We start from the raw sequence: 23,913 nt of genomic DNA, 5'->3' as shown, positions 1-23,913 counted from the left end.
CCGGATGCCGCTCATGGACTTCAGGAAAGACATCAATGGGCTGCGCGCGATCGCCGTGATCGCCGTCGTCCTCTTCCATTTCAATGCCGACTGGCTACCGGGCGGTTTCGCCGGGGTCGACGTCTTCTTCGTCATCTCCGGCTTCCTGATCACCGGGATCATCTTTCGCGCCCTCGAACAGCAGCGCTTCCGCCTGTCCGCCTTCTATCTGTCCCGCGTCCGCCGCATCGTGCCGGCGCTGGCGGTGCTCTGCGCCGTACTGCTGATCGCCGGCTGGTTCTTCCTGCTGCCCAACGCCTATGGCGAACTGGGCAAGCACGTGGCGAGCAGCCTGGGCTTCGTCTCCAACCTGGTCTACTGGAAGGAAGCCGGCTACTTCACCGCGGCCGCCCATGAGAAGTGGCTGCTGCACACCTGGTCGCTGTCGGTGGAATGGCAGTTCTACCTGATCTATCCGCTGGTGCTGGTGCTGCTGTCCAAGCTGGTATCGCTCAAGACCCTGCGGGTGCTGATCCTGCTCGCCACCGCGGTCGGCTTCGCCTTCGCCGTCACTGCCTCGCTGCTTTGGCCGGAAGCGGCCTTCTATCTGCTGCCGACCCGCGCCTGGGAGCTGATGGTGGGCGGCGCCGCCTATCTCTTCCCGCTGCAGCTCGCCGCCCGCTCGCGCCGGCTGCTGGAAGGCGCGGGGCTGATCGCCCTGGCGGTGGGTTTCCTGACGCTCGCCGAAGGCGATGTCTGGCCAGGCTACTTGGCGCTGATCCCGGTGCTCGGCACCGCCGCCATCATCCTGGCCGCACGCCAGGATTCGCTGGTCACCGGCAACGGCTTCTCTCAATGGACCGGCACCCTCTCCTATTCGCTCTACCTCTGGCACTGGCCGGTGGTGGTGTTCATGAGCTATGCCGGCCTGCTCGACCAGACGCCGCACCTGCTGCTGGGCATCGCCGCCTCCTTCGCGCTGGGCTGGGCCTCCTATACCCTGGTAGAAACCCGCGCCTCGCGCCGGAAGGGCCAGAGCGGTGCGGCCCTGGCCACCGGCACCGGCCTGCTCGCCACCCTGTTCCTCAGTGCGGGCGCGGTGAACGCCACCGACGGTGCCATCACCCCACTGCGCAGCATCAGCCAGTCGGATCGCGCGCAATTCGTGCAGGAGTACCTGGATCGCCAGAAGAATCTCCACGATCTCTACTGGCTCAAGTGCGACGCCTATTCGGCCTTTACCCAGCGTCATCAGGACGCCATCGACCCCAGCTGCACCCATGCCCAGGGCAAGGGCGGCCTCTTCGTCTGGGGCGACTCCCATGCCCAGGCGCTGTCCTTTGGCTTGCGCAGCCTGCTGCCGGCCGGCCTGCCCTACTACCAGGTGGCCTCGGCGAGCTGCAAACCACGCCTTACCGACGACCTGGGTCGGCAGACCGAGACGCGGGTGACCTGCAACTACTCCAATCGCACCGCCCTGGAAGCCATCCAGCGCCTGCGCCCGGACGTGGTGGTCATGGCACAGAAGGCCGATCATGAAAAGACCGACTGGAAGGCCATCACCGAGCGCCTGCACAGCTATGGCGTCAAGCGCATCGTGCTGCTCGGCCCCGTTCCCCAGTGGAGTCCATCACTGCCCAGCGTCATCGCCATCCGCCATTGGGGCTCCACCGATGACCACATCGCCGACTCCGCCCTGGATCGCCATGTCCTCGCCACCGACCAGGCCATGCGCCAGGCCAAGCTCCCGGCGGGGCTGGAGTACATCTCCCTGGTGCAACACCTCTGCGTCGAGGATGCCTGCCGGGTACGGGCCGCGGATGGCCGTACCCTGCTGCAGATCGACGATGGCCACCTGAGCGACAAGGGCTCACTGTTCATCGTCGGTCACTATCTGCTGCCGAGCCTGCAACTGACGCCGGCCACCGCCCAGCGCTAGTTTCCAGGCTCCACGAAAAAGGGCCGATCCCAGGGGGATCGGCCCTTTTTTATTGCCCTGTGGCTCAGGTCACCGGAGCGGGATTGAACAGCGCCAGGTCGTTGTGCAGGCGATGGCGCTCCGCCCAGGTCTGGCGGCGACCGCTGGCCACGTCCAGGTAGCACTGGAAGATCTCCCAGCCCATCTCCTCCAGCGACAACCGCCCACTCACCACGCGCCCGGCATCAATATCGATCAGATCCGGCCAGCGCTCGGCCAGCTGGGTGCGGGTCGAGACCTTGATCACCGGCACCATGGACAGGCCATAGGGGGTGCCGCGGCCGGTGGTGAAGATGTGCAGATTCATGCCGGCCGCCAACTGCAGGGTGCCGCAGATGAAGTCGCTGGCCGGGGTGGCGGCGAAATACAGGCCCTTGCCTCTGATCTTCTCGCCCGGAGCGATGACCCCGGCGATGGGGCTGGTACCCGACTTGGCGATCGACCCCATGGCCTTTTCGACGATGTTGTTCAGGCCGCCCTTCTTGTTGCCAGGGGTGGTATTGGCGCTGCGATCAGCCATGCCCCGCTCCAGATAGCGGTCGTACCAGTCCATCTCGCGGATCAGCGCATCGGCCACCTCGGGGGTGGCGGCGCGCGGGGTCAGCAGGTGGATGCCGTCGCGCACCTCGGTGTTCTCGGAGAACATCACCGTGGCGCCGGCCCGCACCAGCAGATCGGCGGCCACGCCCAGGGCCGGGTTGGCGGTGATGCCGGAGAAGGCATCGCTGCCGCCGCACTGCATGCCCACCACCAGCTCGGAAGCCGGCACCGTCTCGCGGCGGCGCTGATCGAGCACCTCCAGACGCGCCTCGATCAGACCCATGATCTGCTCGACCATGCCGGCGAAGCCGTTGGCCGAATCCTGCAGGCGAAACAGCCAGTCCTCTTCGTTCTGCCCAGCGGTGAGGTCGTCGCCCGGCATCAGCTGACTGGCCTGCAGCTTCTCGCAGCCCAGGCCGATGACCAGCGCCTGGCCGCCGAAGTTGGGATTGCGGCTGATGTTGTGCAGGGTGCGGATCGGGATCACCGCATCCGGGGCATTGATGGCCACGCCGCAGCCATAGCTGTGGGACAGCGGCACCACGTCGTCGACATGGGGATAGCGCGGCAGGATCTCCTTGCGCACCCGCTCCACGCAGTGATCCAGCACCCCCACCACGCACTGCACGGTGGTGGTCACCGCCAGGATGTTGCGGGTACCGACGCTGCCGTCCGGATTACGGAAGCCCTCGAAGGTATAGCCGTCCAGGGGTTCGCCGATCTGGCCGGGTGCGGTGGCCTTGGGCAGGTTGTCCAAGGCGGGCGGCTCCGGCATGCGCAGCAGGGCTTCGGTGATCCAGCTGCCGGCCGGGATGTCCTGCAGGGCGTAGCCGATGACCTCGCCATAGCGCACCACCTCGGCGCCTTGCCTGAGGTCCACCAGGGAGACCTTGTGGCTCTGGGGAATGGCCTCGACGGTGGTCAGGCCGTCGGCGAAGGCGGTGCCGGCGGCCACGCCGGGTTCGTTGACCACCACCCCGACGTTGTCCTGGGGGTGGAGCTTGATGTAACGCGGCGAATCACGGTGATCGATCAGGTGCATTTTCTTATCCTCTGCCGGGGCTCAGGCCCGGACCGGGTCAGGCTGGGTCGCGCCCAGGATCTCGCCGTCGGCGGTACGCAGCTCGACGCGCTGGATGCGACCGACGATGAACAGGTAGCTGAACACCGCCACCAGGGCATTGGCGCCGACGTAGACCAGCGCCCACTTGAAGGAACCGGTGGCGGCGATGATGTAGCCGATGACGATGGGGGTGGTGATGGAGGCCAGGTTGCCGAAGGTGTTGAACAGGCCGCCGGACAGCCCGGCGATCTGCTTGGGCGAGGTGTCGGCCACCACCGCCCAACCCAGGGCACCGATGCCCTTACCGAAGAAGGCCAGGGTCATGAAGCCCACCACCATCCAGTCGGCATCGACGTAGTTGCAGAAGATCATGCTGGTGGAGAGCAGCAGGCCACAGACGATGGGCAGCTTGCGAGCGAAGGTCAGGGAGTGACCGCGGCGTAGTAGGTAGTCGGAGATCACCCCGCCGAGCACCCCGCCGATGAAGCCGCAGATCGCCGGCAGCGAGGCGATGAAGCCGGCCTTGAGGATGGTCATGCCGCGCTCCTGCACCAGGTACACCGGGAACCAGGTCAGGAAGAAATAGGTGATGGCATTGATGCAGTACTGGCCGAGGTAGACGCCAAGCATCATGCGGTTGGTCAGCAGCTGGGGGATGTAGTGCCACTTGGGACCGCCGCCCTGCTGGCGGGCGCCGTTGTCCATGTCCACCAGGCCGCCGTTGTCGCGGATGTGCGCCAGCTCCGCGGCATTGATGCGCGGATGCTCCTTGGGGTTGTGGATGTACTTCAGCCAGACCCCGGAGAAGAGGATGCCCAGGGCGCCCATGATGACGAAGACGTGTTCCCAGCCGAAGTGGAAGACGATGCCACCCATGATCGGCGCGAACAGCGCGGTGGCGAAATACTGCGCCGAGTTGAAGATCGCCGAGGCGGTGCCGCGTTCGGCGGTAGGGAACCAGGCGGCGACGATGCGTGCATTGCCCGGGAAGGACGGCGCCTCGGCCGGGCCGACCAGGAATCTCAGCATGAACAGGGTGGTCACCGCCCAGGCCACCGGCAGGCCGCCGACCAGGCCCTGCAGCAGGGTGAACAACGACCAGAAGAAGATGCTGCCGGCATAGACCTTCTTCGAACCGAAGCGATCCAGCAGCCAGCCGCCGGGAATCTGCCCGGCCACATAGGCCCAGCCGAAGGCGGAGAAGATATAGCCGAGGGTGACGGCGCTGATGCCGAGGTCTTTCTGCAGGCTGGAGCCGGCGATGGCGATGGTGGCGCGATCGGCATAGTTGATGGTGGTCACCACGAACAGCATCAACAGGATCAGGTAACGCACCCGGGTGGGTCTTGTGGCATCCATGGGGATCCCTCTTGCGTGATTGTTTTTATTGAAGGCGCGGACTGCTGGATGATTGCGCAATCATACCTTGATGCGACAACCTGACTCAGCCCCGGCGTTTGTCCAAGACTAAGCCATGATTGCGCAACCATACAAGTATGACGTCTAACGACTTCGACGCCGGTGGTCAGGTCGTGGCGCGGTCGATGATGTGGAAGCCGGTATCGATGCGCACGGCGTCCCGGGCCCGCTCGCCCTGGTTGAACCGTTGCAGCAGCGCCTCTGCCGCCAGGGTGCCCATGCGATCACCCTCGACACTCACCGACGACAGTGCCGGGTGCATCTGGGCAGCGCTGGAGAGATTGCCGAAACCCAGCACCGCCAGATCCTCGGGCAGGCGCAGCCCGCGACTCGCGGCTTCCGCCATCACCCCCTGGGCGACGGTGTCGGAGCTGCAGACCACCACGTCGAAGCCCTCGTCGCGGGCCAGCAACTGGCGCAACCCCGCCCGCCCGGATTCCACCAAGGCTGGCGCCGGCAGGATTTCCAGCGGCGGTTCCGCCAAGCCCAACTCGGCCAGCCGGGCGACCAGACTGCGGCAGCGGCGCAAGGCGCGGGGGTCGTCCACCGAGACCACGGCGAAGCGCCGATAACCGCGGGCGTGCAGGTGCTCGGCCTGGGCCCGGCCAACCGCTTCATGGGAGAAGCCCACCTGCATGTCCAGCGGGTCTTCGCCCAGGTCCCAGGACTCCACCACCGGGATGCCGGCCTGGGCCAGGCGCTGGCGACTGGCCGCGGTGTGCAGGGTACCGGTGAGCACGATGCCATCGGGTTTGCGCCCCAGCACCGCGGCCAAGAGTTGCTCTTCCTGTTCGGCGCTGTAGCCGGTTAGGCCCAGCAAGGTCTGGTAGCCCGCCTGGGACAACCGCGCCATCAACGCCTGAACGGTCTCGGCGAAGATGGAGTGGACGATGGTCGGCACGAACAGCGCCACCAGGCGACTGCGATTGGAGGCCAGGCCACCGGCCAGCAGATTGGGTACGTAGCCGGTAACCCGCACGGCTGCCAGCACCTTCTCCCGCGCCGCCTCGCTGACGATCTCCGGTCGATTCAGCGCCCGCGAGACGGTGATCGGCGACACCCCGGCGACCCGGGCCACGTCGATGAGCGTGGGGGCAGCGGGATTGACAGCGGCAGTGAGGACTTTGCTGGACTTCTTGGCCATGGATCGCCAGGGATGATGGAGAGGTTGGCCATGGTAACGGTTGGTGGGGGCGGCGTCCCCGGCGAACACCGTAGCGTGGAAAACCACGCAGCGTTTTCCGTATGGGAATGGGTACCGATGGATGAGAAAGCAGCGAATCCCGTAGGAGCGGCCCATGGCCGCGATACACCCTATGCCAGGTTTGATCGCGGCCATGGGCCGCTCCTACAGAATCGAGTACGCGTCAGCAGCGGCCGCCTCGCCATGGCGGTACAACCTAACCCCCCATCGCCGTACGAATATCCGCCGCCAGCTCCAGCACGCGAGCCTCTTCGGTGTCCCAGGAGCACATGAAACGCGCACCCCCGCTGCCGATGAAGGTGTAGAAGCGCCAGCCACGGCCGCGCAGGAATTCCAGCGCTGGCTCGGACAGCTGCAGGAACACCGAGTTGGCTTCCACCGGGAACATGAAGTCCACCCCGGGCACGTCGCGCACTCGCCCGGCCAGCAGCTGGGCCATGGCGTTGGCGTGGCGGGCGTGGCGCAGCCAGGTGTCGTTTTCCAGCACGCCCAGCCAGGGCGCGGAGAGGAATCTCATCTTCGAGGCCAGCTGGCCGGCCTGCTTGCAGCGGTACTCGAAGTCTTCGGCCAGCTCGCGGTTGAAGAAGAGGATGGCCTCCCCCACCGCCATGCCGCTCTTGGTGCCGCCAAAGCAGAGCACGTCGACGCCAGCCTTCCAGGTCACCTCGGCCGGGGTGCAGCCCAGGCCGGCCACGGCGTTGGAAAAGCGCGAGCCGTCCATGTGCAGGTGCAGGCCGAGGTCGCGGCAGGTGGCGCTGATGGCCTGCAGTTCGTTGAGGCCATAGAGGGTGCCCACCTCGGTGGCCTGGGTGACGGTCACCGCGCGCGGCTTGGGAAAGTGGATATCGGCGCGCTTGGTGGCGATCTGCTGAATGGCACCCGGGGTCAGCTTGCCCTGGTGGGCCGGTGCCAGCAGCAGCTTGGAGCCGTTGGAAAAGAATTCCGGCGCCCCGCATTCGTCGGTCTCGACGTGGGCGGTGTCGGAGCAGATCACGCTGTGGTAGCTCTGGCACAGCGCCGCCAGGGCCAGGGAGTTGGCCGCGGTGCCGTTGAAGGCGAAGAACACCTCGCAATCGGTCTCGAACAGCTGGCGGAAGCGATCGGCGGCGCGCGCCGTCCAGGTGTCGTTGCCATAGGCGGTCTCGTGACCGACGTTGGCCGCCGCCATGGCCGCCCAGGCCTCCGGGCAGATGCCGGAATAGTTGTCACTGGCGAATTGCTGGGCGTTGCTGCTCATGCGTCAGTCCTCGCGACGGGTTCGGTACGGGCCAGCAGCCAGTCACGGGCGGCGCCTTCCACTAGCGGCAGCACGCGGCGGCGGACCTCGGCGTGATAGCCATCCAGCCAGTCCAGCTCGTCGGCGCGCAACAAGGCAAGATCCAGGCAGCGGGTATCCAGCGGACAGAGGGTCAGGGTCTCGAAGGCCAGGAAGTCGCCGAATTCGGTGGTCTCGGCGCGGGTGCACAGGAGCAGGTTCTCCAGCCGCACGCCCCACTGGCCGGGACGATAGATGCCCGGTTCGTTGGAGGTGATCATGCCCTCGCGCAGGACATGGTGCGGGGTGACCGTGGCATAGAAGGAAATCGACTGCGGTCCCTCGTGCACATTGAGGAAGTAGCCCACGCCGTGGCCGGTGCCATGGCCGTAGTCGATGCCGGCGGCCCAGATCGGCTCGCGCGCCAGGGCGTCGAGCATGGGCGCGGCGACCCCGGCCGGAAAGCGCGCCCGCGACAGCGCCAGCATGCCCTTGAGCACCAGGGTGAAGTCGCGCTTCTGGGCGGCGCTGGGGGTGCCGATGGGCACCACCCGGGTGATATCGGTGGTGCCGCCCAGGTACTGGCCGCCGCTGTCGATCAGCAGCAGGCCGTCACCCTGGAGTTCGGCATGGGCTTCTTCGGTGGCCCGATAGTGCGGCAGGGCGCCACCAGCGTTGAAGCCGGCGATGGTGGCGAAGCTCAGGGAGACGAAGTGGGGCCGGGCAGCGCGGGCTTCGCTCAGCCAGTCGTCCACGGTCAGCTCGGTGAGGCGCTCGCCGCGGGCCAGGGCGGCCTCGAAACGGGCGAAGAAGACACACAGGGCCGCACCGTCCTCCTCCATGGCGGTGCGTACCTGGGCCACTTCCTCAGCGGTCTTGCAGGCCTTGAGCAGGGTCGAGGGATTGATCTGTTCCAGGCGCTTGACGCTCGTCGGTGCGGCCTCGGCGAGGCCCAGGGTGACCCGCGCCGGGTCCACCAGCAGGGTGCTGTCCGCTGGCAGCAGGCCCAGCTCGGTGGCGGCCTGGGCGTAGTCGGCCAGCGCCACGCCATCCGCTGCCAGGGCCGCGCGGATCTCCGCTGGCACCTTGGCCGGGTCGATGAACAGCTGGCAGCTGTCCCTACCCAGCAGCAGATGGGCGAGGAACACCGGGTTGTAGGGCACGTCGGCGCCACGCAGGTTGAGCAGCCAGGCGATGTCGTCCAGCGAAGAGATGAAATGCCAGTCGGCCTTTGCCTCCGCCAGCGCCTGGCGCACCTGGGCGAGCTTGGCGCTGCGCGGCTGGGGCGCATGGGGCGCGGCATGGGCATAGAGCGGCGCGGCCGGTAACGCGGGGCGATCGCTCCAGATCGCCGCCAGGGGATCGAGGTCGGTACGCAACTGGATGCCCTTGGGCTCCAGTGCCCGGCGAAGGGCGGCGGCGGAGCCCAGGGACAGCACCTGGCCGTCCACCAGCACCGTGCCACCTTCGGGCACCTGGTCGGCCAGCCACTGCAGGTGGGCCTGGGGCTGGCTGGCGACCTGCTTCATCAGGTCGATGCCGCTGCCCGCCAGCTCCTGGGTGGCCTGCTCCCAGTAGCGACTGTCGGTCCAGACGCCGGCGGCCTGGCGGGTCACCAGCAGCAGCCCGGCGGAGCCGGTGAAACCGGATAGCCAGGCCCGCCCCTGCCAGTGTTCGGGCAGGTACTCGGACAGGTGGGGATCGGCGCTGGGGATCAGGCAGGCATCGGCGCCCTGCTCGGCCAGGAAGGCGCGCAGGTGGGCGAGTCGTTGAGCGGGGGTGGCGGTCATGAGCACCTCGACAAGGTCAGAAGCTCAGTGTGCCGCAGATATAAAAAAGCCGCACCCAAAGGGTGCGGCGGAGAAAGACCAAAGGAGCAAAGAGGGGTGGTCTTTCGAAAACTGAGTGGCTCAGCGACGCAGGTTGGCGGCGGGAGCAGCCTGATCCCCGTAGTGCTGCATGGCGGCATGATTCTGATCGACCAGCTTGTATCTCAGGCTGGGATTGTCGTCGGCAGCAGCGAATTGGGCGGCAGTCAGGGTGGCAAGGGTCAGCAACAGGGCGGACAGAGAACGTTTCATAGCGAACTCCTAAAAAGGTCGTGTTCATCGGGGTACGGGACCATTCTAGGTAATGAATGCAGCCTAATAAATAGCATGCTAACTAATTCACTATTACAAAACCTGCAACAAGCCATGGCTTAGTCTTTGGCCCAGTAGCGTTGGTCTTCCAACACTAGATTTTCTACCTGCAGGCGCTCGGGAAGTTCTTCCTTGAGGAAGTCGATCCAGGTCTTGATCTTGGCGTCGAGAAAGCGCCGCGAGGGATAGAGCGCATGGATGGTGCGCTCGCGTAGGCGGAAGTTGGGCAGTAGCCGTACCAGACTGCCATCGCGCAGGTAGTTGACCGCGATGTAACTGGGTAGCAGGCAGATGCCCATGCCCTGCCGCGCCACGCTGGCCAGGGCCTCGGCGACGTTGACCTGGAAGACGTAGCGCGGCGCGACCTGCTGCTCGCCGTCTTCACCAGCGAAGACCCAACGCTCGGAGAAGTTGGGATCCAGCAGCCGCAGGCAGTCGTGCTCGGCGAGATCGGCCGGTACCTTGGGCGCCGGACGCAGCGCCAGGTAGCTGGGCGCCGCGCAGACCACGCTATAGACGCCACCGAGACGCTGGGCGACGAAATCCGAATCGGCCAGCTCGGTGTCCAGGGTGATGGCGATGTCATGCCCATCCTCCAGCAGCGCCGGATGGTTCTGCGAGAGCGTCATGACGATCTCTACGTGGGGATAGCGGGCGCAGAAGCGCGACACCAATGGCGCCAGCAGCTGGGTGCCCAGGCCGGTCATGGAATGCAGGCGCAGATGGCCATGGGGCTTGAGATGGGCACCGCTGGCTTCGGCTTCGGCCTCGCCGACATCCTGCAGGATGCGCCGGCAGCGTTCGAGATAGCGCTCGCCCGCCTCGGTCAGTGCGAGCCGCCGGGTGGTGCGGTGCAACAGACGGGTCTGCAGGTGGCTTTCCAGTTCCGCCAGCAGGCGCGACACCTGGGCGGTGGACAGGGCGAGGGTGTGGGCGGCAGCCGTGAGACTGCCCAGATCCACCACCCGGACGAAGATGCGCATGCCTTGGAAAATATCCATTATTGCCTTTTTCGCAATGGAGTTTCGTCAAGCTGTCACTTTATTGAAAAAGTCACACGCCCGATAGTGGTGCGGTGAGCTGCTGTGGATTCGACATTTTGACCGCGCGAATCCTTCCCTCCGGCAGTGGCTCCTTGGATAGCTCCTTGCGGCCTTCCGGCAGACGTCTCCTCTGGAGACCTCGGTCGGAAGGCCGTTTTTTTTGCCCGGCTTTTGGGCCAGGCCCGCTGCCTCAGCCCTTCCGCTCCGGCTCGCGAATGCGGTAGCTGGCGATATAGAGCGCCGGCAGGAACAGCAGGGTCAACAGCGTCGCCGCGACGATACCGCCGATCATGGCGTAGGCCATGGGTCCCCAGAACACCTCGCGGGCGATGGGAATCATGCCCAGGCTGGCCGCGGCGGCGGTCAACAGGATCGGCCGGCGACGGTGGCGGGTGGCTTCCACTACGGCGTCCCAGGGCGAGCGACCGTCACGCTCGAAGGCGTCAATCTGGGTCACCAGGATCACCGAGTTGCGGATGATGATGCCGATCAGCGCCAGTACCCCGAGGATGGCGACGAAGCCCAGCGGCTGGCCGAAGGGGATCAGCCCCAGCACCACCCCGATCAAGCCCAGGGGCGCCACGCTCGCCACCAGGAACAGCTTGCGGATGCTGTGCAGCTGGATCATCAGGAAGGTAGCCATGAGAAACAGCATCAGCGGCACCACCTCGGCGATGGGGCCCTGGGCCTTGCTGCTCTCCTCCACCGTGCCGCCCACCGCCACCTGATAGCGCGGCGGCAGCTTGGCGATGAAGGCATCCACCTCCGGCTGCAGCTGCTTGACCAGGTCCGGTGCCTGGATCTCGCTGAGAATGGACGCCTTGAGGGTGATGGTGGGCAGGCGGTCACGGCGCCACACCAGCGGCTGCTCCAGGGCGTAGTCGATGCGAGCGAAGGCCTTGAGCGGCACCGCGACGCCCTGGGGCGTCATGATCTGCAGATTCTCCAGGGTCTCCACCGAGCGCCGCTCGGCCTCGCTGGCCCGCGCCACCACGTTGACCAGGTAGATGTCGTCGCGCACCTGGGTCACCGGGGTGCCGGTCACCACGCCATTGAGGATCTGCGCCACGTCCTGGGAAGAGAAACCCAGCTGCCGCGCCTTGTCCTGGTTGACCTCGACCTTGAGCATCCGCGCCGGCTCGTTCCAGTCGTAGAGGAAGTCGCCCAGCTGCGGACTCTTGCCCAGCACGCTGGCCAGGGCCAGCGCCTGGCGACGCACCTCGGCGACGTCCGGGCCGCTGATGCGGTACTGGATCGGCCGCCCCACCGGCGGGCCCATTTCCAGGGGCTGGACGTAGCCGGACAGCCCGACGAAGTCCTGGCGCAGGCGCTGTTTGAGCTTGGGCAGCAGCCGGTTGCGGGCTTCCAGGTCCTTGGCCACCAGGATCACCTGGCCATAGAAGGGATTCTCCAGCTGCTGGTCCAGCGGCAGATAGAAGCGCACCGCGCCCTGGCCGACATAGGAACTCCAGTGGGCCACGTCCGGATCGTCGGCCAGGGTCTTTTCGAACCTGTCCATCTGCGCGCGGGTGGCATCGAGGGAGGCGTTCTGCGGCAGGTTGAAGTCGATCAGCAGCTCGGGCCGATCCGAAGACGGGAAGAACTGGTTCTGCACGAACTTCATGGCGAACAGCGCCGCGGCGAACAGCAGCACCGTGAGGATGATGGTCAGCCAGCGATGGCGCATGGCGCCCAGCAGCAGGCCGTCGGACCAGCGCGCCAGGCGACCGGGCTGGTCATGATCCTTCTGCTTCACCTTCTTCGGCAGGATGTGCACGCCGATCACCGGCGAAAAGAATACCGCGACGATCCAGGACAAGAGCAGCGCCACGGCGATCACCGCGAACAGGGTAAAGGTGTACTGGCCGGCGCTGCTGGAGTTGAGGCCGATGGGCACGAAACCGGCCACGGTCACCAGGGTGCCGGTGAGCATGGGAAAGGCGGTGGACTCGTAGGCGAAGGTCGCCGAGCGGTGCAGCGACTCGCCCTCCTCCCGCTTGGTCACCATCATCTCCACGGTGATCATGGCGTCGTCCACCAAGAGGCCCAGGGCGATGATCAGGGCGCCGAGGGAAATCCGCTGCATGGTGATGCCGCTGTATTCCATGAAGACGAACACCAGCGCCAGGGTCAGGGGGATCGACAACGCCACCACCAGGCCGGCGCGCACGCCGAGGCTGATGAAGCTCACCACCAGCACGATGATGACCGCCTCGAACAGCGCCCGGGTAAAGCCGCCGACGGCCTTTTCCACCACCTGCGCCTGGTTGGAGACCACGTGCACGCCGATGCCCACCGGCAAGGCGCCGGTCAGCTCCTGCATCTTTTCGGTCAGGGCCGCGCCAAAGGTCTGGATGTTGCCACCGCTGCTCATGGCGATGGCCAGGCCAATGGCCGGCTGGCCCTTGTAGCGGAACAGCGAACTGGGCGGATCGGCATACCCGCTGCGGATGTCGGCCAGATCGGTGAGGCGATAGAAGCGATCGTCGATGCGCAGATTGACCGCGGCCAGATCGGCGGTGGAGCGGAATTCGCCACTGGTACGCACGCTGATGCGCTCGGCGCCGGATTCGATGGTCCCCGAAGGCGTCACCGCGTTCTGCTGCTGCAGACTCTGCATCACCTGGCGCTGATCCAGCCCCAGGGCGGCCAGCTTGCGGGTGGAGAAGTCCAGATAGATGACCTCGTTCTCCGCACCGATCAGTTGCACCTTGCCGATGCCCGGCACGCTACGGATCTCGCGGCGCACCTGCTCCACCTGGTCGCGCAGCTGGCGCATGCTGAAGCCGTCGCCGGTGAAGGCATAGATGCTGCCGAAGACGTCACCGAATTCGTCGTTGAAGGCCGGTCCCTGGATGCCCTGGGGGAAGTCGCCCTGGATGTCGGAGACCTTCTTGCGCACCTGGTACCAGATGTCCGGAATCGCCTTGGCCGGCGTGGTGTCACGCAGATAGACGAATACCGTGGACTGGCCCGGCCGGGTAAAGCTCTTGGTGTAGTCCAGCGAATCCAGTTCTTCGAGCTTCTTTTCCACCCGCTCGGTGACCTGGCGCAGCGTCTCCTCGGTGGTCGCCCCCGGCCAGCGGGTCTGGATGACCATGGTCTTGATGGCGAAGGACGGGTCTTCCTCGCGGCCCAGCTTCATGTAGGAGAAGACGCCCATCAGCAGGGCGACGAACATCAGGTACCAGACGAAGGATTGGTGGCGCAGCGCCCAGTCCGACAGGTTGAAGCCTTTCATGGCCGAGCGCCCTCCTGATCCTTCACCCGCTGTCCCTCCTCGAGACTGTTGACCCCGGCTATCACCACCCGCTCACCGGCGCTCAGACCATTGCCGATCCATGCCAGGCCGTCCGCCTCGCGCAGCACCTCGACCGGCCGCTGGCGCACCTGCGCCTGCTCGCCCTGGCCTGCCACCACCCAGACCGAGGTCTGGCCGTTCTGGCGCCGCAGCGCCTGGGCCGGCAGAGACAGGCCCGCGGCCGGTGGCGACGCCAGTTCGCCCTGTACCAGACTGCCGATGCGCAACGCGGCCGGTGGCTCGTCCAGGGTCAGGCGCACCCGCCGGGTACGGGTGGTGGCATCGGCCTGGGGCTCGATCTCGCGCACCTGGCCCTGCACCGCCACGCTCGGATCCAGCGCCATGCGCACGGTCAGGACACGACCTGGGGTCAACTGGCCGATGGCCTGGGCCGGCAGGTCCAGCACCGCCTCGCGGATGTCCGGGCGGGCGACCCGCACCACCGGCTGACCGGCGGACACCACCTGGCCGACCTCGGCCTGCCAGGCGGTGATCACGCCGTCGAAATCGCTGTAGAGCTCGGCATAGTTGCGCTGATCGCGGGCCTGCCGCTCGGCGCTCTGGGCCTGTTCGCGGGCGGCCTCCAGGGTATGCAGGCGGGTCAGCGCCTGGTCCAGCTGGGAGCGCGAGCCGACGCCCTGGTCGAACAGCTGCTGCTGACGCCGGGCATCGTTGCGGGCATCGCGCCACTGGGCGTCGGCATCGGCGCTCTGGCCCTGGCGACTGCGTAGGGCATTGTCCTGATCGGTGGGGTCCAGCGCGGCCAGCAACTGGCCGCGGCGGACCGGCTGACCCACGTCCAGCAGGCGGCGGGTCATGCGGCCACCGACGCGAAAGCCCAGCACGCTCTCGTAGCGCGCCTGGATGCTGCCGGCGAACACCTCACGCTGGGGCTGCGGCGCGCTGAGGGTCAGGGTCGCTACCGGCCGGATCGGCGGCGGTGGCGCCTCGTCGTCGGAACAGCCGGCGAGAACCAGCAGCAGGCAGAGCGGCAGGAGGGGCTTCATGGGCGCACCTCGTTGAAGGCGGAGCGCTCGGCGACCTCGACCTTCTGGCCGGGACTCAGGGCCTGGCCGCCGGCGACCACGATGCGGTCGCCGGCCTTGAGGCCGTCGCTGACGATGATGCTGTCGCGGGTGTAGCGCTCGATGCGCAGTGGCTGCAGGCTGACCCGGCCGTCTTCGTTCAGGCGCCAGGCGGCGGGCTGATCGGTGGTGCCGTTCAGCGCCGTCCAGGGCAGGGCGAAGCCCTGCTCGGCCACGCCCTCCAGCTGCGCATTCACCACCGCGCCAAGGGTCATGGCGGCGGGTGGCCGGTCCAGCTGTACCTTGATGCGTACCGTGCCGCTGCTCGCCACCGTCGGGGCGATCTCGCGCAGGGTGCCCTGGGTCGCGATCGCCGGTTGCGCCTGCAGGGCGACGGGCAGCCGCTGGCCGACCTGGAGTTCGCGGGCCAAGGATTCGTAGAGATCGAAGACGGCATCGAGTTCGCCGCTCACCGCCAGGTCGAAGATCGCCGCGCCGGCCTGCACCACCTGACCGGCTTCGGCATGGCGGGCGGTCAGCACCCCAGCGGCGCTGGCGCGCAACTCGGTATAGCCCAGCTGCTTGCGCGCATCGTCGCGCTGGGCTACGGCGGTTTGCAGCGCACTGCGGGCGCCATCGAGGGTGGCCTGGGCCTGGTCGTACTGGCTGCGACTGGTATAGCCCTTGGGCAAGAGCGCGGCCTGGCGCTCGAAATCGACCCGCGCCAGCCGGGCGCGGGCTTCCTGGGCCTCCACCTGGGCCTGGGCGGCGGCCAGGTTGTTGCGCAGATCCTGGGGATCCAGCCGCGCGAGGATCTGGCCCTCGCGTACCCGATCCCCGACGTCCGCCAGCCGCTCGCTGATCTTGCCGCTCACACGGAAGCCGAGCGGTGCCTGCACCCGCGCTTGGATATCACCGGTGAAGGGAATGCGCTGGGCATCCTTTATCGGGCTCAGCTGCGTCACCACCACCCGCGCCGGTTCCTCGGTGGGCGGTCGCTCCTGGGAACAGCCTGGCAACAACGTTACCAGGGCCAGAGCGACCGTTACCTGGCAGAGGTGAGCAAGGCGGAGAGCCCTCATGATTATCCTTATCGGTGGAAGAGGCGCGATCTGCGAACTGACCACAGGCGGCGCGGGGGGTTCGTCCGACGAATTGTCCGGCGCTGGGCGCTGCTTGGGAAGCGCTACGGCGGGGCCGCCTGCGCAAATGGTCGGTACCAGAGCGGCAACTTGCCCACAAATGTTCACAAATGCTCTGGAACCCGGCATTCCAGGGCGCAGTCAACTACAACGAGCGCTGTGGACCTGCCCGTTCGCAGCTGATGCCCGTCTCTCCACTGGAACGGGCCCAACCAGATTCCCAGGTTTACTTCGACGAGGCCGAACTCATGAAAAAGCTGCTGATCACCTCTACCGCTGCTGTGATGCTGTCGATGGCCACGGGTGTCTTCGCGGCCGAAACCTCCAAGAGCGCCACGGCCGTCAATGGTTCGGCTACCGAAGCCGTACCGGGCAAGACCACCGTCAAGGGCGGTGCTGATGGTGGTGCCGAAGTCCCCTTCAAGAGCGAGAAGCCCAACAAGGTCGACGCGCGCAACCAGAACAACATGCAGTAAGCCCAGCTTTCTGGCGGTAACAAAAGCCCCGGCATGCCGGGGCTTTTTGCTGCCTGACGTTCGAAACGCAGACAAAACAAACCCCGCCGAAGCGGGGTCTGTGGAAACTGTGCAGCAGCCGGGCTTAGCGCCAGAACGGCTTGTGCATTTCCTGGTAGCGCTGGGCCTCGGTGATACCGGCGTCAGCCAGCATGCGGGTGTCCAGGCGAGCCAGTTCGTTACGGCTGGCGATGCGACGCTGCCAGGTGGACAGGGTGGAGATAACGCGCAGGGCAACGGGCACACGGTTGCTGGGCTTGGCGTTGTACAGCGAGGAACTGAAGGTGCGTTCCATGGTGGCTTTCCTTCCCGTTTGTGACGGGTACTGGTCATCGAATGGCGCCATTGTCTCGCCAGGCGAGTGCTACCACCAGTAACAGTACAAGGAAAGGTTCGCGGATCACTCAGCACACAATTGCAACTGTACTGCTGCAATTTGGGTCATTCTGTAACGCTTTGCACCATTGCAGTGCAAAAATTGGTTACCAGAAGGAACATCGCGGAAATTCGAGCTATACAGTTGGCCCGAGGCCAACGAAACAGGACTGCTGTTCTACCTGTTACCGCACCCACTGTCCAGCCTGGAAACGCCGTCATGCTCCAGAAAGGAGCGCTTCCGACGCCCGGTGGGCGCCGGAAGCCTCTCACCGTCAACGCGCGGCAGCGGCCAGGCTCGGGGCGGCAGGCTGACGCCGACCCACCCAGGTACCGATGGCCACGACCACCAGTGCCAGCAGACCGGTCGCCAGGATCTCGAAGCGGTGGGCGTCGCTGAACAGCATCACGGTCAGGGCGCCGACGATGAAGACGATCACCGCCCAGGTCAGCCAGGGGAACAGCCACATACGGAATTCCAGACGCTCGCCCCGGGCCATCAGCTTGCGTCTCAGGCGCAGCTGGGTCACGGCGATCACCAGGTAGACCAACAGGGCGACGGCACCGGAGGTGGACAGCAGGAAGCTGAACACCGCCTCGGGCATGGTGTAGTTGGCGATGGTGGTCAGGAAACCCACGGCGGTGCTGGCCAGCACCGCGGTACGGGGCACGCCAGCGCTGGAGGCACGCCCCATCTTGGCCGGGGCATCGCCACGGCGGGCCAGGGAGTAGAGCATGCGCGACGCGGTGTAGAGCGCCGAGTTCAGGCAGCTGGCCACGGCGACCAGGACCACACAGTCGACGATCAGCTTGGCATTGGGAATCGACAGCACTTCCAGGGCGCGCTGGTAGGACCCCACCAGCGGCAGCTGGGCGTCGTTCCAGGGCACCATGGACACCACCAGGAAGATGGAGACCAGATAGAACAGCGCGATCCGCCAGATCACCGAGTTGGTGGCCTTGCTGATCTGCCGGGACGGATCCTTGGACTCGGCCGCGGCGATGGTGACGATCTCGGTCCCCATGAAGCTGAACATGGTGGTCAGCAGGGCGCCCAGCACCGCACCGAAGCCATTGGGCATGAAGCCACCGGTATGGGCCATCAGATTGCTCAGGCCACTGACCTCACGACCTGGCAGAGCACCGACCAGCGCCGCCGCGCCCAGAGCGATGAAGGCGACGATGGCGATGACCTTGAGCAGGGCGAACCAGAATTCGAACTCGCCGTACTTGGCAACGCTGAACAGGTTGGTCACGGTCAGGATGCCGGTGATGATCAGCGCGAACTGCCAGGTGGCAATGGCCGGGAACCAAGCATTGAGGATGGCGGCCGCAGCCACGGCTTCAAGCGGAATGACCAGCACCCAGAACCACCAGTACAGCCAGCCGATGGTGAAGCCGGCCCAGCGGCCGATGCCCTGTTGGGCATAGGACGAGAAGGAGCCGGTATCGGGTGAGGCGACCGCCATTTCACCCAGCATGCGCATGACCAGAACCACCAGGGTGCCGGCCAGGGCGTAGGCCAGCAGCACGGCCGGGCCGGCAGCGGCGATGGCATGACCGGAGCCGACGAACAGACCGGCACCGATCACTCCAGCGATGGACAACATGGTCACATGGCGCGGTTTGAGCGCCGGAGAGAGGTTGCATTCTACGTTGGACATAAGGTGTTACCTGACAACGGAAAGCCTCCCAAGTGCAACTTGCGCGCCACCCCCGCTGAAATCGGCACAAAATGAACTCAAAGGGTGCAACGCTTCGCGCAAAGTCGCGAAAAAGCGGCACTTTGCCTAGCTATTGCACTAACTATTTGATGTGCAAAACGATTTCTTTCGTGTGCCGCTGCGCTTCCACCTTGCTTCGTTAGGTATCACTTTGTGCAACTTGCACCATCATGGTGCCGACAAAGGTGGAACCTCAGGTAACCGCATGTGACGAGGATGCTACTGCCTCCACCCGACGAGGCAGCAAGAAGGGCTCGATCTCCTCAAGAAATATTCTTTCCACGGTAAAGGTCCATCGCAGCTGCTCGGACTGACGAAATCAGGACTTCAAAGGCCAACAAAGAGGCTTTTGCGCATCGCCGCACGGGTGAAGGGAACTTGAATGGCTGCCAAGCCTCTGCACAGCTGCGACAAAATGTAACCGTGGCGGACAGATGTTGGTAATATTCCAACATATTAGCTAGCTAACCATAAGCCCTGCGGATCACGTCGGGCACCTGATGAGACCCTGATCATGTCCGCAGACGATTCCGTCCCGGCCCGTCGCGACTTCCTGCGCAAGTCCCTGAGCCTGATCCCCGTGGTCGCCCTGGCGGGCGGCACGAACCCCGGCCTGGCCTTCGCCACGCCCGCCGCGGAAAACAAGCCTGGCAGCAGTCCGCGCGCCGACCACTACCAGCCGGTGTTCTTTACCGCCGAGGAATGGGCCTTCGTACAGGCTGCGGTGGCCCGGCTGATTCCGGCGGACGAACTGGGTCCGGGTGCCCTGGAAGCCGGCGCGCCGGAATTCATCGATCGGCAGATGCAGACCGCCTATGCCCGCGGTGGCCTCTGGTACATGCAGGGCCCCTTCGCCGCCGATGCCGCACCGGAAATGGGCTATCAGAGTCGCCTGGTGCCCCAGGATCTCTATCGCCTGGGGATCGCCGCGGTGGACCGCTGGACCCGTCAGCAACACGGCAAGGTCTTCGCCGAGCTGGTACCTGCCGAGCAGAACGCGGCCCTCAAGGCCCTGGAAAGCGGTGACGCCACCCTGGAAGGGGTACCGGCCAAATTGTTCTTCGCCCAGCTGCTGCAGAACACCAAGGAAGGCTTCTATTGCGATCCGCTGCACGGCGGCAACAAGGAACTGGTCGGCTGGAAACTGGTGAATTTCCCCGGCGCCCGCGCCGACTTCATGGACTGGGTGGAGCGTGACGAACGCTATCCGCTGCCCCCGGTCTCCATTCGCGGGGAGCGCGGTTGATGGCCAAGGTACTGCCCAGCAAGAACGTGGTGATCGTCGGCTTCGGCTGGACGGGGGCCATCATGGCCAAGGAACTGACCGAGGCCGGCCTGGACGTGGTGGCCCTGGAGCGCGGCAGCTACCGTGACACCTATCCCGACGGCTCCTATCCCCAGGTGATCGACGAACTCACCTACAGCATCCGCAAGAAGCTGTTCGTCGATGTGTCCAAGGAAACCGTCACCATCCGCCACAGCGTCAACGACGTCGCCCTGCCCAACCGCCAGCTGGGCGTCTTCCTGCCCGGCGATGGCGTAGGTGGCGCGGGCCTGCACTGGTCGGGCGTGCACTTCCGGGTCGATCCGGTGGAGCTGCGCCTGCGCAGCCACTATGAAGAACGCTACGGCAAGAAATTCATCCCCGACGGCATGACCATCCAGGACTTCGGCGTCAGCTACGGCGAGCTGGAGCCCTACTTCGACTTCGCCGAAAAGGTGTTCGGCACCTCGGGCACTGCCTGGAGCGTCAAGGGCCAGGTCGTAGGCGACGGCAAGGGCGGCAACCCCTATGCCGCGGATCGCTCCAGCGACTTCCCGCTGCCGGCGCAAAAGAACACCGTCTCGGCGCAACTGTTCGAGAAGGCCGCGCGCGAGGTGGGCTATCACCCCTACAACCTGCCGTCGGCCAACACCTCGGGCCCCTACACCAATCCCTATGGGTGCCAGATGGGCCCCTGCAACTTCTGCGGCTACTGCAGCGGCTACGTCTGCTACATGTATTCCAAGGCCTCGCCGAATCTCAACATCCTGCCAGCGCTCAAGCAGGAGCCGCGCTTCGAGCTGCGCAGCCAGGCCCATGTGCTGCGGGTGAACCTGGACAGCACCGGCAAGAAGGCCACCGGGGTGACCTACCTGGACGCCCAGGGCCAGGAGCTGGAACAGCCGGCCGACATCGTCATCCTAGCCGCCTTCCAGTTCAACAACGTACGCCTGATGCTGCTGTCGGGCATCGGTCAGCCCTATGATCCCAAGACCGGCGAGGGCGTGGTCGGGCGCAACTTCGCCTATCAGAACATGGCCACCATCAAGGCCTTCTTCCGCCAGGATCAGCACCACACCAATCCCTTCATCGGCGCCGGTGGCAATGGCGTGGCGGTGGACGACTTCAACGCCGACAACTTCGACCATGGCCCCCACGGCTTCGTCGGCGGCTCGCCCATGTGGGTCAACCAGGCCGGCACCCGGCCCATCGCCGGGGCGGCCAATCCACCCGGCACCCCGCAGTGGGGCAGTGCCTGGAAAAAGGCCCAGGCTGGCTACTACAACCACCAGCTGTCGATGGACGCCCATGGCGCGCACCAGTCCTATCGTGACAACTACCTGGATCTGGACCCCACCTATCGCGACGCCTATGGCCAGCCGCTGCTGCGCATGACCTTCGACTGGAAGGACAACGACATCCGCATGACCCGCTTCATGGCGGCCAAGATGAAGAAGATCGCCGAGGCCATGAGCCCCGAGCACATCAGCGTTTCGGTCAAGGATTTCGGCGGGCACTTCAACACCGCCAGCTACCAGACCACCCACCTCAACGGTGGCGCCATCATGGGTACCGACCCCAAGACCAGCGCGGTCAATCGCTACCTGCAGAGCTGGGACGTGCACAACGTCTTCGTGCCGGGCGCCTCGGCCTTTCCCCAGGGCCTGGGCTACAACCCCACCGGCCTGGTGGCGGCCCTGACCTATTGGTCGGCGCGGGCCATCCGCGAGCAGTACCTGAAGAACCCCGGCCCCCTGGTGCAGGCATGAGAGGCGCGCCCATGATCTTCCGTACCCTCGCGACCCTGCTGCTGAGCGCCGGCCTGGCCATGACGGCCCAGGCCGCCGAAGACGCCGATCCGGCGCTGGTCAAGCAAGGCGAATACCTGGCCCGCGCCGGCGACTGCGTGGCCTGCCACACGGCGCCGGGCGGCCAGCCCTTCGCCGGCGGCCTGCCCATGCAAACGCCCATCGGCACCCTCTATTCCACCAACATCACCCCGGATCGGCAGACCGGCATCGGCGACTACCGCTTCGCCGACTTCGACGCCGCCATCCGCCAGGGCATCGCCAAGGAGGGCCATACCCTCTACCCAGCCATGCCCTACCCCTCCTATTCTCGGGTGACCGAGGCGGACATGCGCGCCCTCTATGCCTACTTCATGCACGGGGTCACCCCGGTCGCCCAGGCCAATCGCGACAGCGACATCCCCTGGCCGCTGTCGATGCGCTGGCCCCTGGCGATCTGGCGCCAGTTGTTCGCCCCCGAGGTGGTGCAATTCCAGCCGGCCCCGAGCCAGGACCCGGTGGTGGCGCGCGGCGCCTATCTGGTGGAAGGCCTCGGCCACTGTGGCGCATGCCACACGCCCCGGGCTTTCACCATGCAGGAAAAGGCCCTCTCGCCCGCCGACGGCAAGGACTTCCTGGCCGGCAGCGCACCCCTGGAAGGCTGGATCGCCAAGAATCTGCGTGGCGATCATCGCGATGGCCTGGGCAACTGGAGCGAAGACCAGCTGGTGCAGTTCCTCAAGACCGGTCGCTCCGCCGACAGCGCCGTGTTCGGTGGCATGACCGAGGTGGTGCAGCACAGTCTGCAATACCTGAGCGACGCCGACCTGCGTGCCATCGCCCGCTATCTCAAGGCCTTGCCGCCCAAGGATCCGCACGATGCGCCCTTCCAGCCCGATGGCCGTGCCGCCGCAGCGCTCTGGAAGGGTGACGACAGCGCCCGCGGCGCCCAGGTCTATGTGGACAACTGCGCCGCTTGCCACCGCACCGATGGCCAGGGCTACGACCGGGTCTTCCCTGCATTGGCCGGCAATCCGGTGCTGCGCACGGCCGACGCCAGCTCGCTGATCAACATCGTGCTTAAGGGCGGCACCCTGCCCGGCCTGCACAGCGCACCTTCGATGATCGTCATGCCGCCGTTCGGCTGGCGGCTGAACGATGCCCAGGTGGCCGACGTGGTCAGCTTCATCCGCGCCAGCTGGGGCAACGACGCTGCCCCGGTCAGCGCCGCCGATGTCGCCAAGTGGCGCACCGATGACACCCGCGCCACCTCGGGCGATGACCTGGGCCAGGCCTTTGGTCACGGTCAGCCAGAGCCGCGCGAAGCGGGCAAGTAGCGAACGAAGGGGCGCGACTTCGTCTATAAAGACAGGCCGCGCTCCGGAGATGCCTGGATGACCTGCGTACTACATCTGCTCAACGCCAGCGGTCGCCTGGACCCCTGGCGCGCCATCCTGGAAGAGACCTTCACCGATGCCCTGACCCGTATCGCTGCGCACCTGCCCGAGCAACGGGTAGACGTAGTGGTGCAGGCGGGCGCCTGGGTGATCCCGGAGTTGGGTCTGAATGGCTACAGCCCGGACGCCGAGCGAGTCTTTCTGACCCTGGACCCCGACAGCCCGCACCTGCAGCAAGCCTTCCCTGACAGCTTCACCGCCCTGCTCGGCCACGAATTGCACCACTGCCTGCGGCATGCCGGTCCTGGTTACGGATCCACACTGGGCGAGGTCTTGGTCAGTGAAGGCCTCGCCTGCCAATTCGAGCGCGAGCTGACTGGCCGGCTGCCGTTCTATGCCCAGGCCGCACCCCAGGAAATGGCGGCACACTGGGAAGCACTAGATGCTGAACTGGGCCAACCGTACGATCACGCCCGCTGGTTCTTCGGCAGTGGCGACCTGCCTCGCCATCTCGGCTATGCGCTGGGTCGCTGGCGAGTCGATCGTTATCTGCAACGTCATGGCCTGACGGCCGCCGCCTGCGGACACTACCCGGCTACAGCCTTTCTCGCGGAATGATCTCACCGCCTTAGCCAAGCCGGCGCGACGGCGGCGAACACCTCGTCCAGCCATTCGACCCAGGCGCGCACTTCTGCGAGGTCTCCACTCTTAGTGGTCGTTACGCCATCTGATTTCGCCCAGCGACCTTTCGTACAGACCTG

General features: G+C 65.9%; 18 protein-coding genes. 6 read left to right on the top strand and 12 right to left on the bottom strand.

The features are described from left to right. Positions 1–13 precede the first annotated feature (13 nt). Positions 14–1,918, top strand: coding sequence for an acyltransferase family protein (locus FEZ61_RS10855; protein ID WP_093253297.1), 1,905 nt, complete (start codon positions 14–16; stop codon positions 1,916–1,918). A gap of 64 nt (positions 1,919–1,982) precedes the next feature. On the opposite strand, the gene garD is transcribed toward FEZ61_RS10855, so the two are convergent. The 10 genes from garD to FEZ61_RS10805 all read right to left on the bottom strand — a co-directional run bounded on the left by garD (position 1,983) and on the right by FEZ61_RS10805 (position 16,030). Then, entirely contained in the window at positions 1,983–3,539 is a 1,557-nt protein-coding gene (garD, locus tag FEZ61_RS10850; RefSeq protein ID WP_173148603.1) for a galactarate dehydratase, read from the bottom strand. A gap of 21 nt (positions 3,540–3,560) precedes the next feature. Beyond that, positions 3,561–4,919 (bottom strand): MFS transporter, encoded by a 1,359-nt coding sequence (locus FEZ61_RS10845; RefSeq protein ID WP_173148602.1) that lies wholly within the window; start codon positions 4,917–4,919, stop codon positions 3,561–3,563. Positions 4,920–5,085: 166 nt separating this feature from the next. Then, positions 5,086–6,123, bottom strand: a complete 1,038-nt coding sequence (locus tag FEZ61_RS10840; RefSeq protein WP_068384614.1) for a LacI family DNA-binding transcriptional regulator — start codon at positions 6,121–6,123, stop codon at positions 5,086–5,088. A 256-nt stretch (positions 6,124–6,379) separates the two neighbouring features. Next, a complete protein-coding gene (locus FEZ61_RS10835) occupies positions 6,380–7,420 on the bottom strand; it encodes a low specificity L-threonine aldolase (protein WP_068384612.1) in 1,041 nt (346 codons plus the stop codon). Then, on the bottom strand, positions 7,417–9,228 hold the full coding sequence (locus FEZ61_RS10830) for an aminopeptidase P family protein (protein ID WP_068384610.1): 1,812 nt from the start codon (positions 9,226–9,228) through the stop codon (positions 7,417–7,419). The genes FEZ61_RS10835 and FEZ61_RS10830 overlap by 4 nt, the downstream gene beginning before the upstream one ends. A gap of 120 nt (positions 9,229–9,348) precedes the next feature. Further along, positions 9,349–9,519 (bottom strand): hypothetical protein, encoded by a 171-nt coding sequence (locus tag FEZ61_RS10825; protein WP_017639335.1) that lies wholly within the window; start codon positions 9,517–9,519, stop codon positions 9,349–9,351. A 119-nt stretch (positions 9,520–9,638) separates the two neighbouring features. Further along, entirely contained in the window at positions 9,639–10,580 is a 942-nt protein-coding gene (locus FEZ61_RS10820) for a LysR family transcriptional regulator (protein WP_201973600.1), read from the bottom strand. Positions 10,581–10,812: 232 nt separating this feature from the next. Next, positions 10,813–13,863 (bottom strand): efflux RND transporter permease subunit, encoded by a 3,051-nt coding sequence (locus FEZ61_RS10815; protein WP_064307759.1) that lies wholly within the window; start codon positions 13,861–13,863, stop codon positions 10,813–10,815. Then, on the bottom strand, positions 13,860–14,930 hold the full coding sequence (locus FEZ61_RS10810; protein WP_017639332.1) for an efflux RND transporter periplasmic adaptor subunit: 1,071 nt from the start codon (positions 14,928–14,930) through the stop codon (positions 13,860–13,862). The genes FEZ61_RS10815 and FEZ61_RS10810 overlap by 4 nt, the downstream gene beginning before the upstream one ends. After that, positions 14,927–16,030 (bottom strand): efflux RND transporter periplasmic adaptor subunit, encoded by a 1,104-nt coding sequence (locus FEZ61_RS10805; protein ID WP_143075251.1) that lies wholly within the window; start codon positions 16,028–16,030, stop codon positions 14,927–14,929. Before FEZ61_RS10805 ends, FEZ61_RS10810 begins: the two co-directional genes overlap by 4 nt. Positions 16,031–16,338: 308 nt before the next feature. Between FEZ61_RS10805 and FEZ61_RS10800 the strand changes: the two genes are divergently transcribed. Beyond that, the gene (locus FEZ61_RS10800; RefSeq protein ID WP_143075250.1) at positions 16,339–16,566 is read left to right on the top strand and encodes a hypothetical protein; all 228 of its coding nucleotides are present in this window, start codon (positions 16,339–16,341) and stop codon (positions 16,564–16,566) included. 124 nt (positions 16,567–16,690) lie between these two features. Here the strand turns inward: FEZ61_RS10800 and FEZ61_RS10795 are convergent, their stop codons facing one another. Beyond that, positions 16,691–16,900 (bottom strand): DUF1127 domain-containing protein, encoded by a 210-nt coding sequence (locus tag FEZ61_RS10795; RefSeq protein ID WP_017639329.1) that lies wholly within the window; start codon positions 16,898–16,900, stop codon positions 16,691–16,693. Between the two features lie 355 nt (positions 16,901–17,255). After that, entirely contained in the window at positions 17,256–18,644 is a 1,389-nt protein-coding gene (gene gabP / locus FEZ61_RS10790; protein ID WP_064307758.1) for a GABA permease, read from the bottom strand. A gap of 574 nt (positions 18,645–19,218) precedes the next feature. Here gabP and FEZ61_RS10785 point away from each other — a divergent pair. From FEZ61_RS10785 to FEZ61_RS10770, 4 genes are read left to right on the top strand one after another with little or no spacing between them, the layout of a single operon-like run. Next, on the top strand, positions 19,219–19,950 hold the full coding sequence (locus FEZ61_RS10785) for a gluconate 2-dehydrogenase subunit 3 family protein (protein WP_064307757.1): 732 nt from the start codon (positions 19,219–19,221) through the stop codon (positions 19,948–19,950). Continuing rightward, positions 19,950–21,737 carry a GMC family oxidoreductase gene (locus FEZ61_RS10780; protein ID WP_173148601.1) on the top strand — a complete coding sequence of 596 codons (1,788 nt, stop codon included), beginning with the start codon at positions 19,950–19,952 and terminating at the stop codon, positions 21,735–21,737. Before FEZ61_RS10785 ends, FEZ61_RS10780 begins: the two co-directional genes overlap by 1 nt. An 11-nt stretch (positions 21,738–21,748) precedes the next feature. Next, positions 21,749–23,092, top strand: coding sequence for a cytochrome c (locus FEZ61_RS10775; RefSeq protein ID WP_173148600.1), 1,344 nt, complete (start codon positions 21,749–21,751; stop codon positions 23,090–23,092). Positions 23,093–23,149: 57 nt separating this feature from the next. Beyond that, entirely contained in the window at positions 23,150–23,770 is a 621-nt protein-coding gene (locus tag FEZ61_RS10770) for a DUF2268 domain-containing putative Zn-dependent protease (RefSeq protein ID WP_173148599.1), read from the top strand. Positions 23,771–23,913 lie beyond the last annotated feature (143 nt).

The sequence above is a fragment of the Pseudomonas sp. MS15a(2019) genome (assembly GCF_013277805.1).
Lineage (GTDB): Bacteria > Pseudomonadota > Gammaproteobacteria > Pseudomonadales > Pseudomonadaceae > Chryseomonas > Chryseomonas benzopyrenica.
Note: the sequence above shows the minus strand (reverse complement) of the source record. Positions and strands in the feature narration are given on the sequence as shown.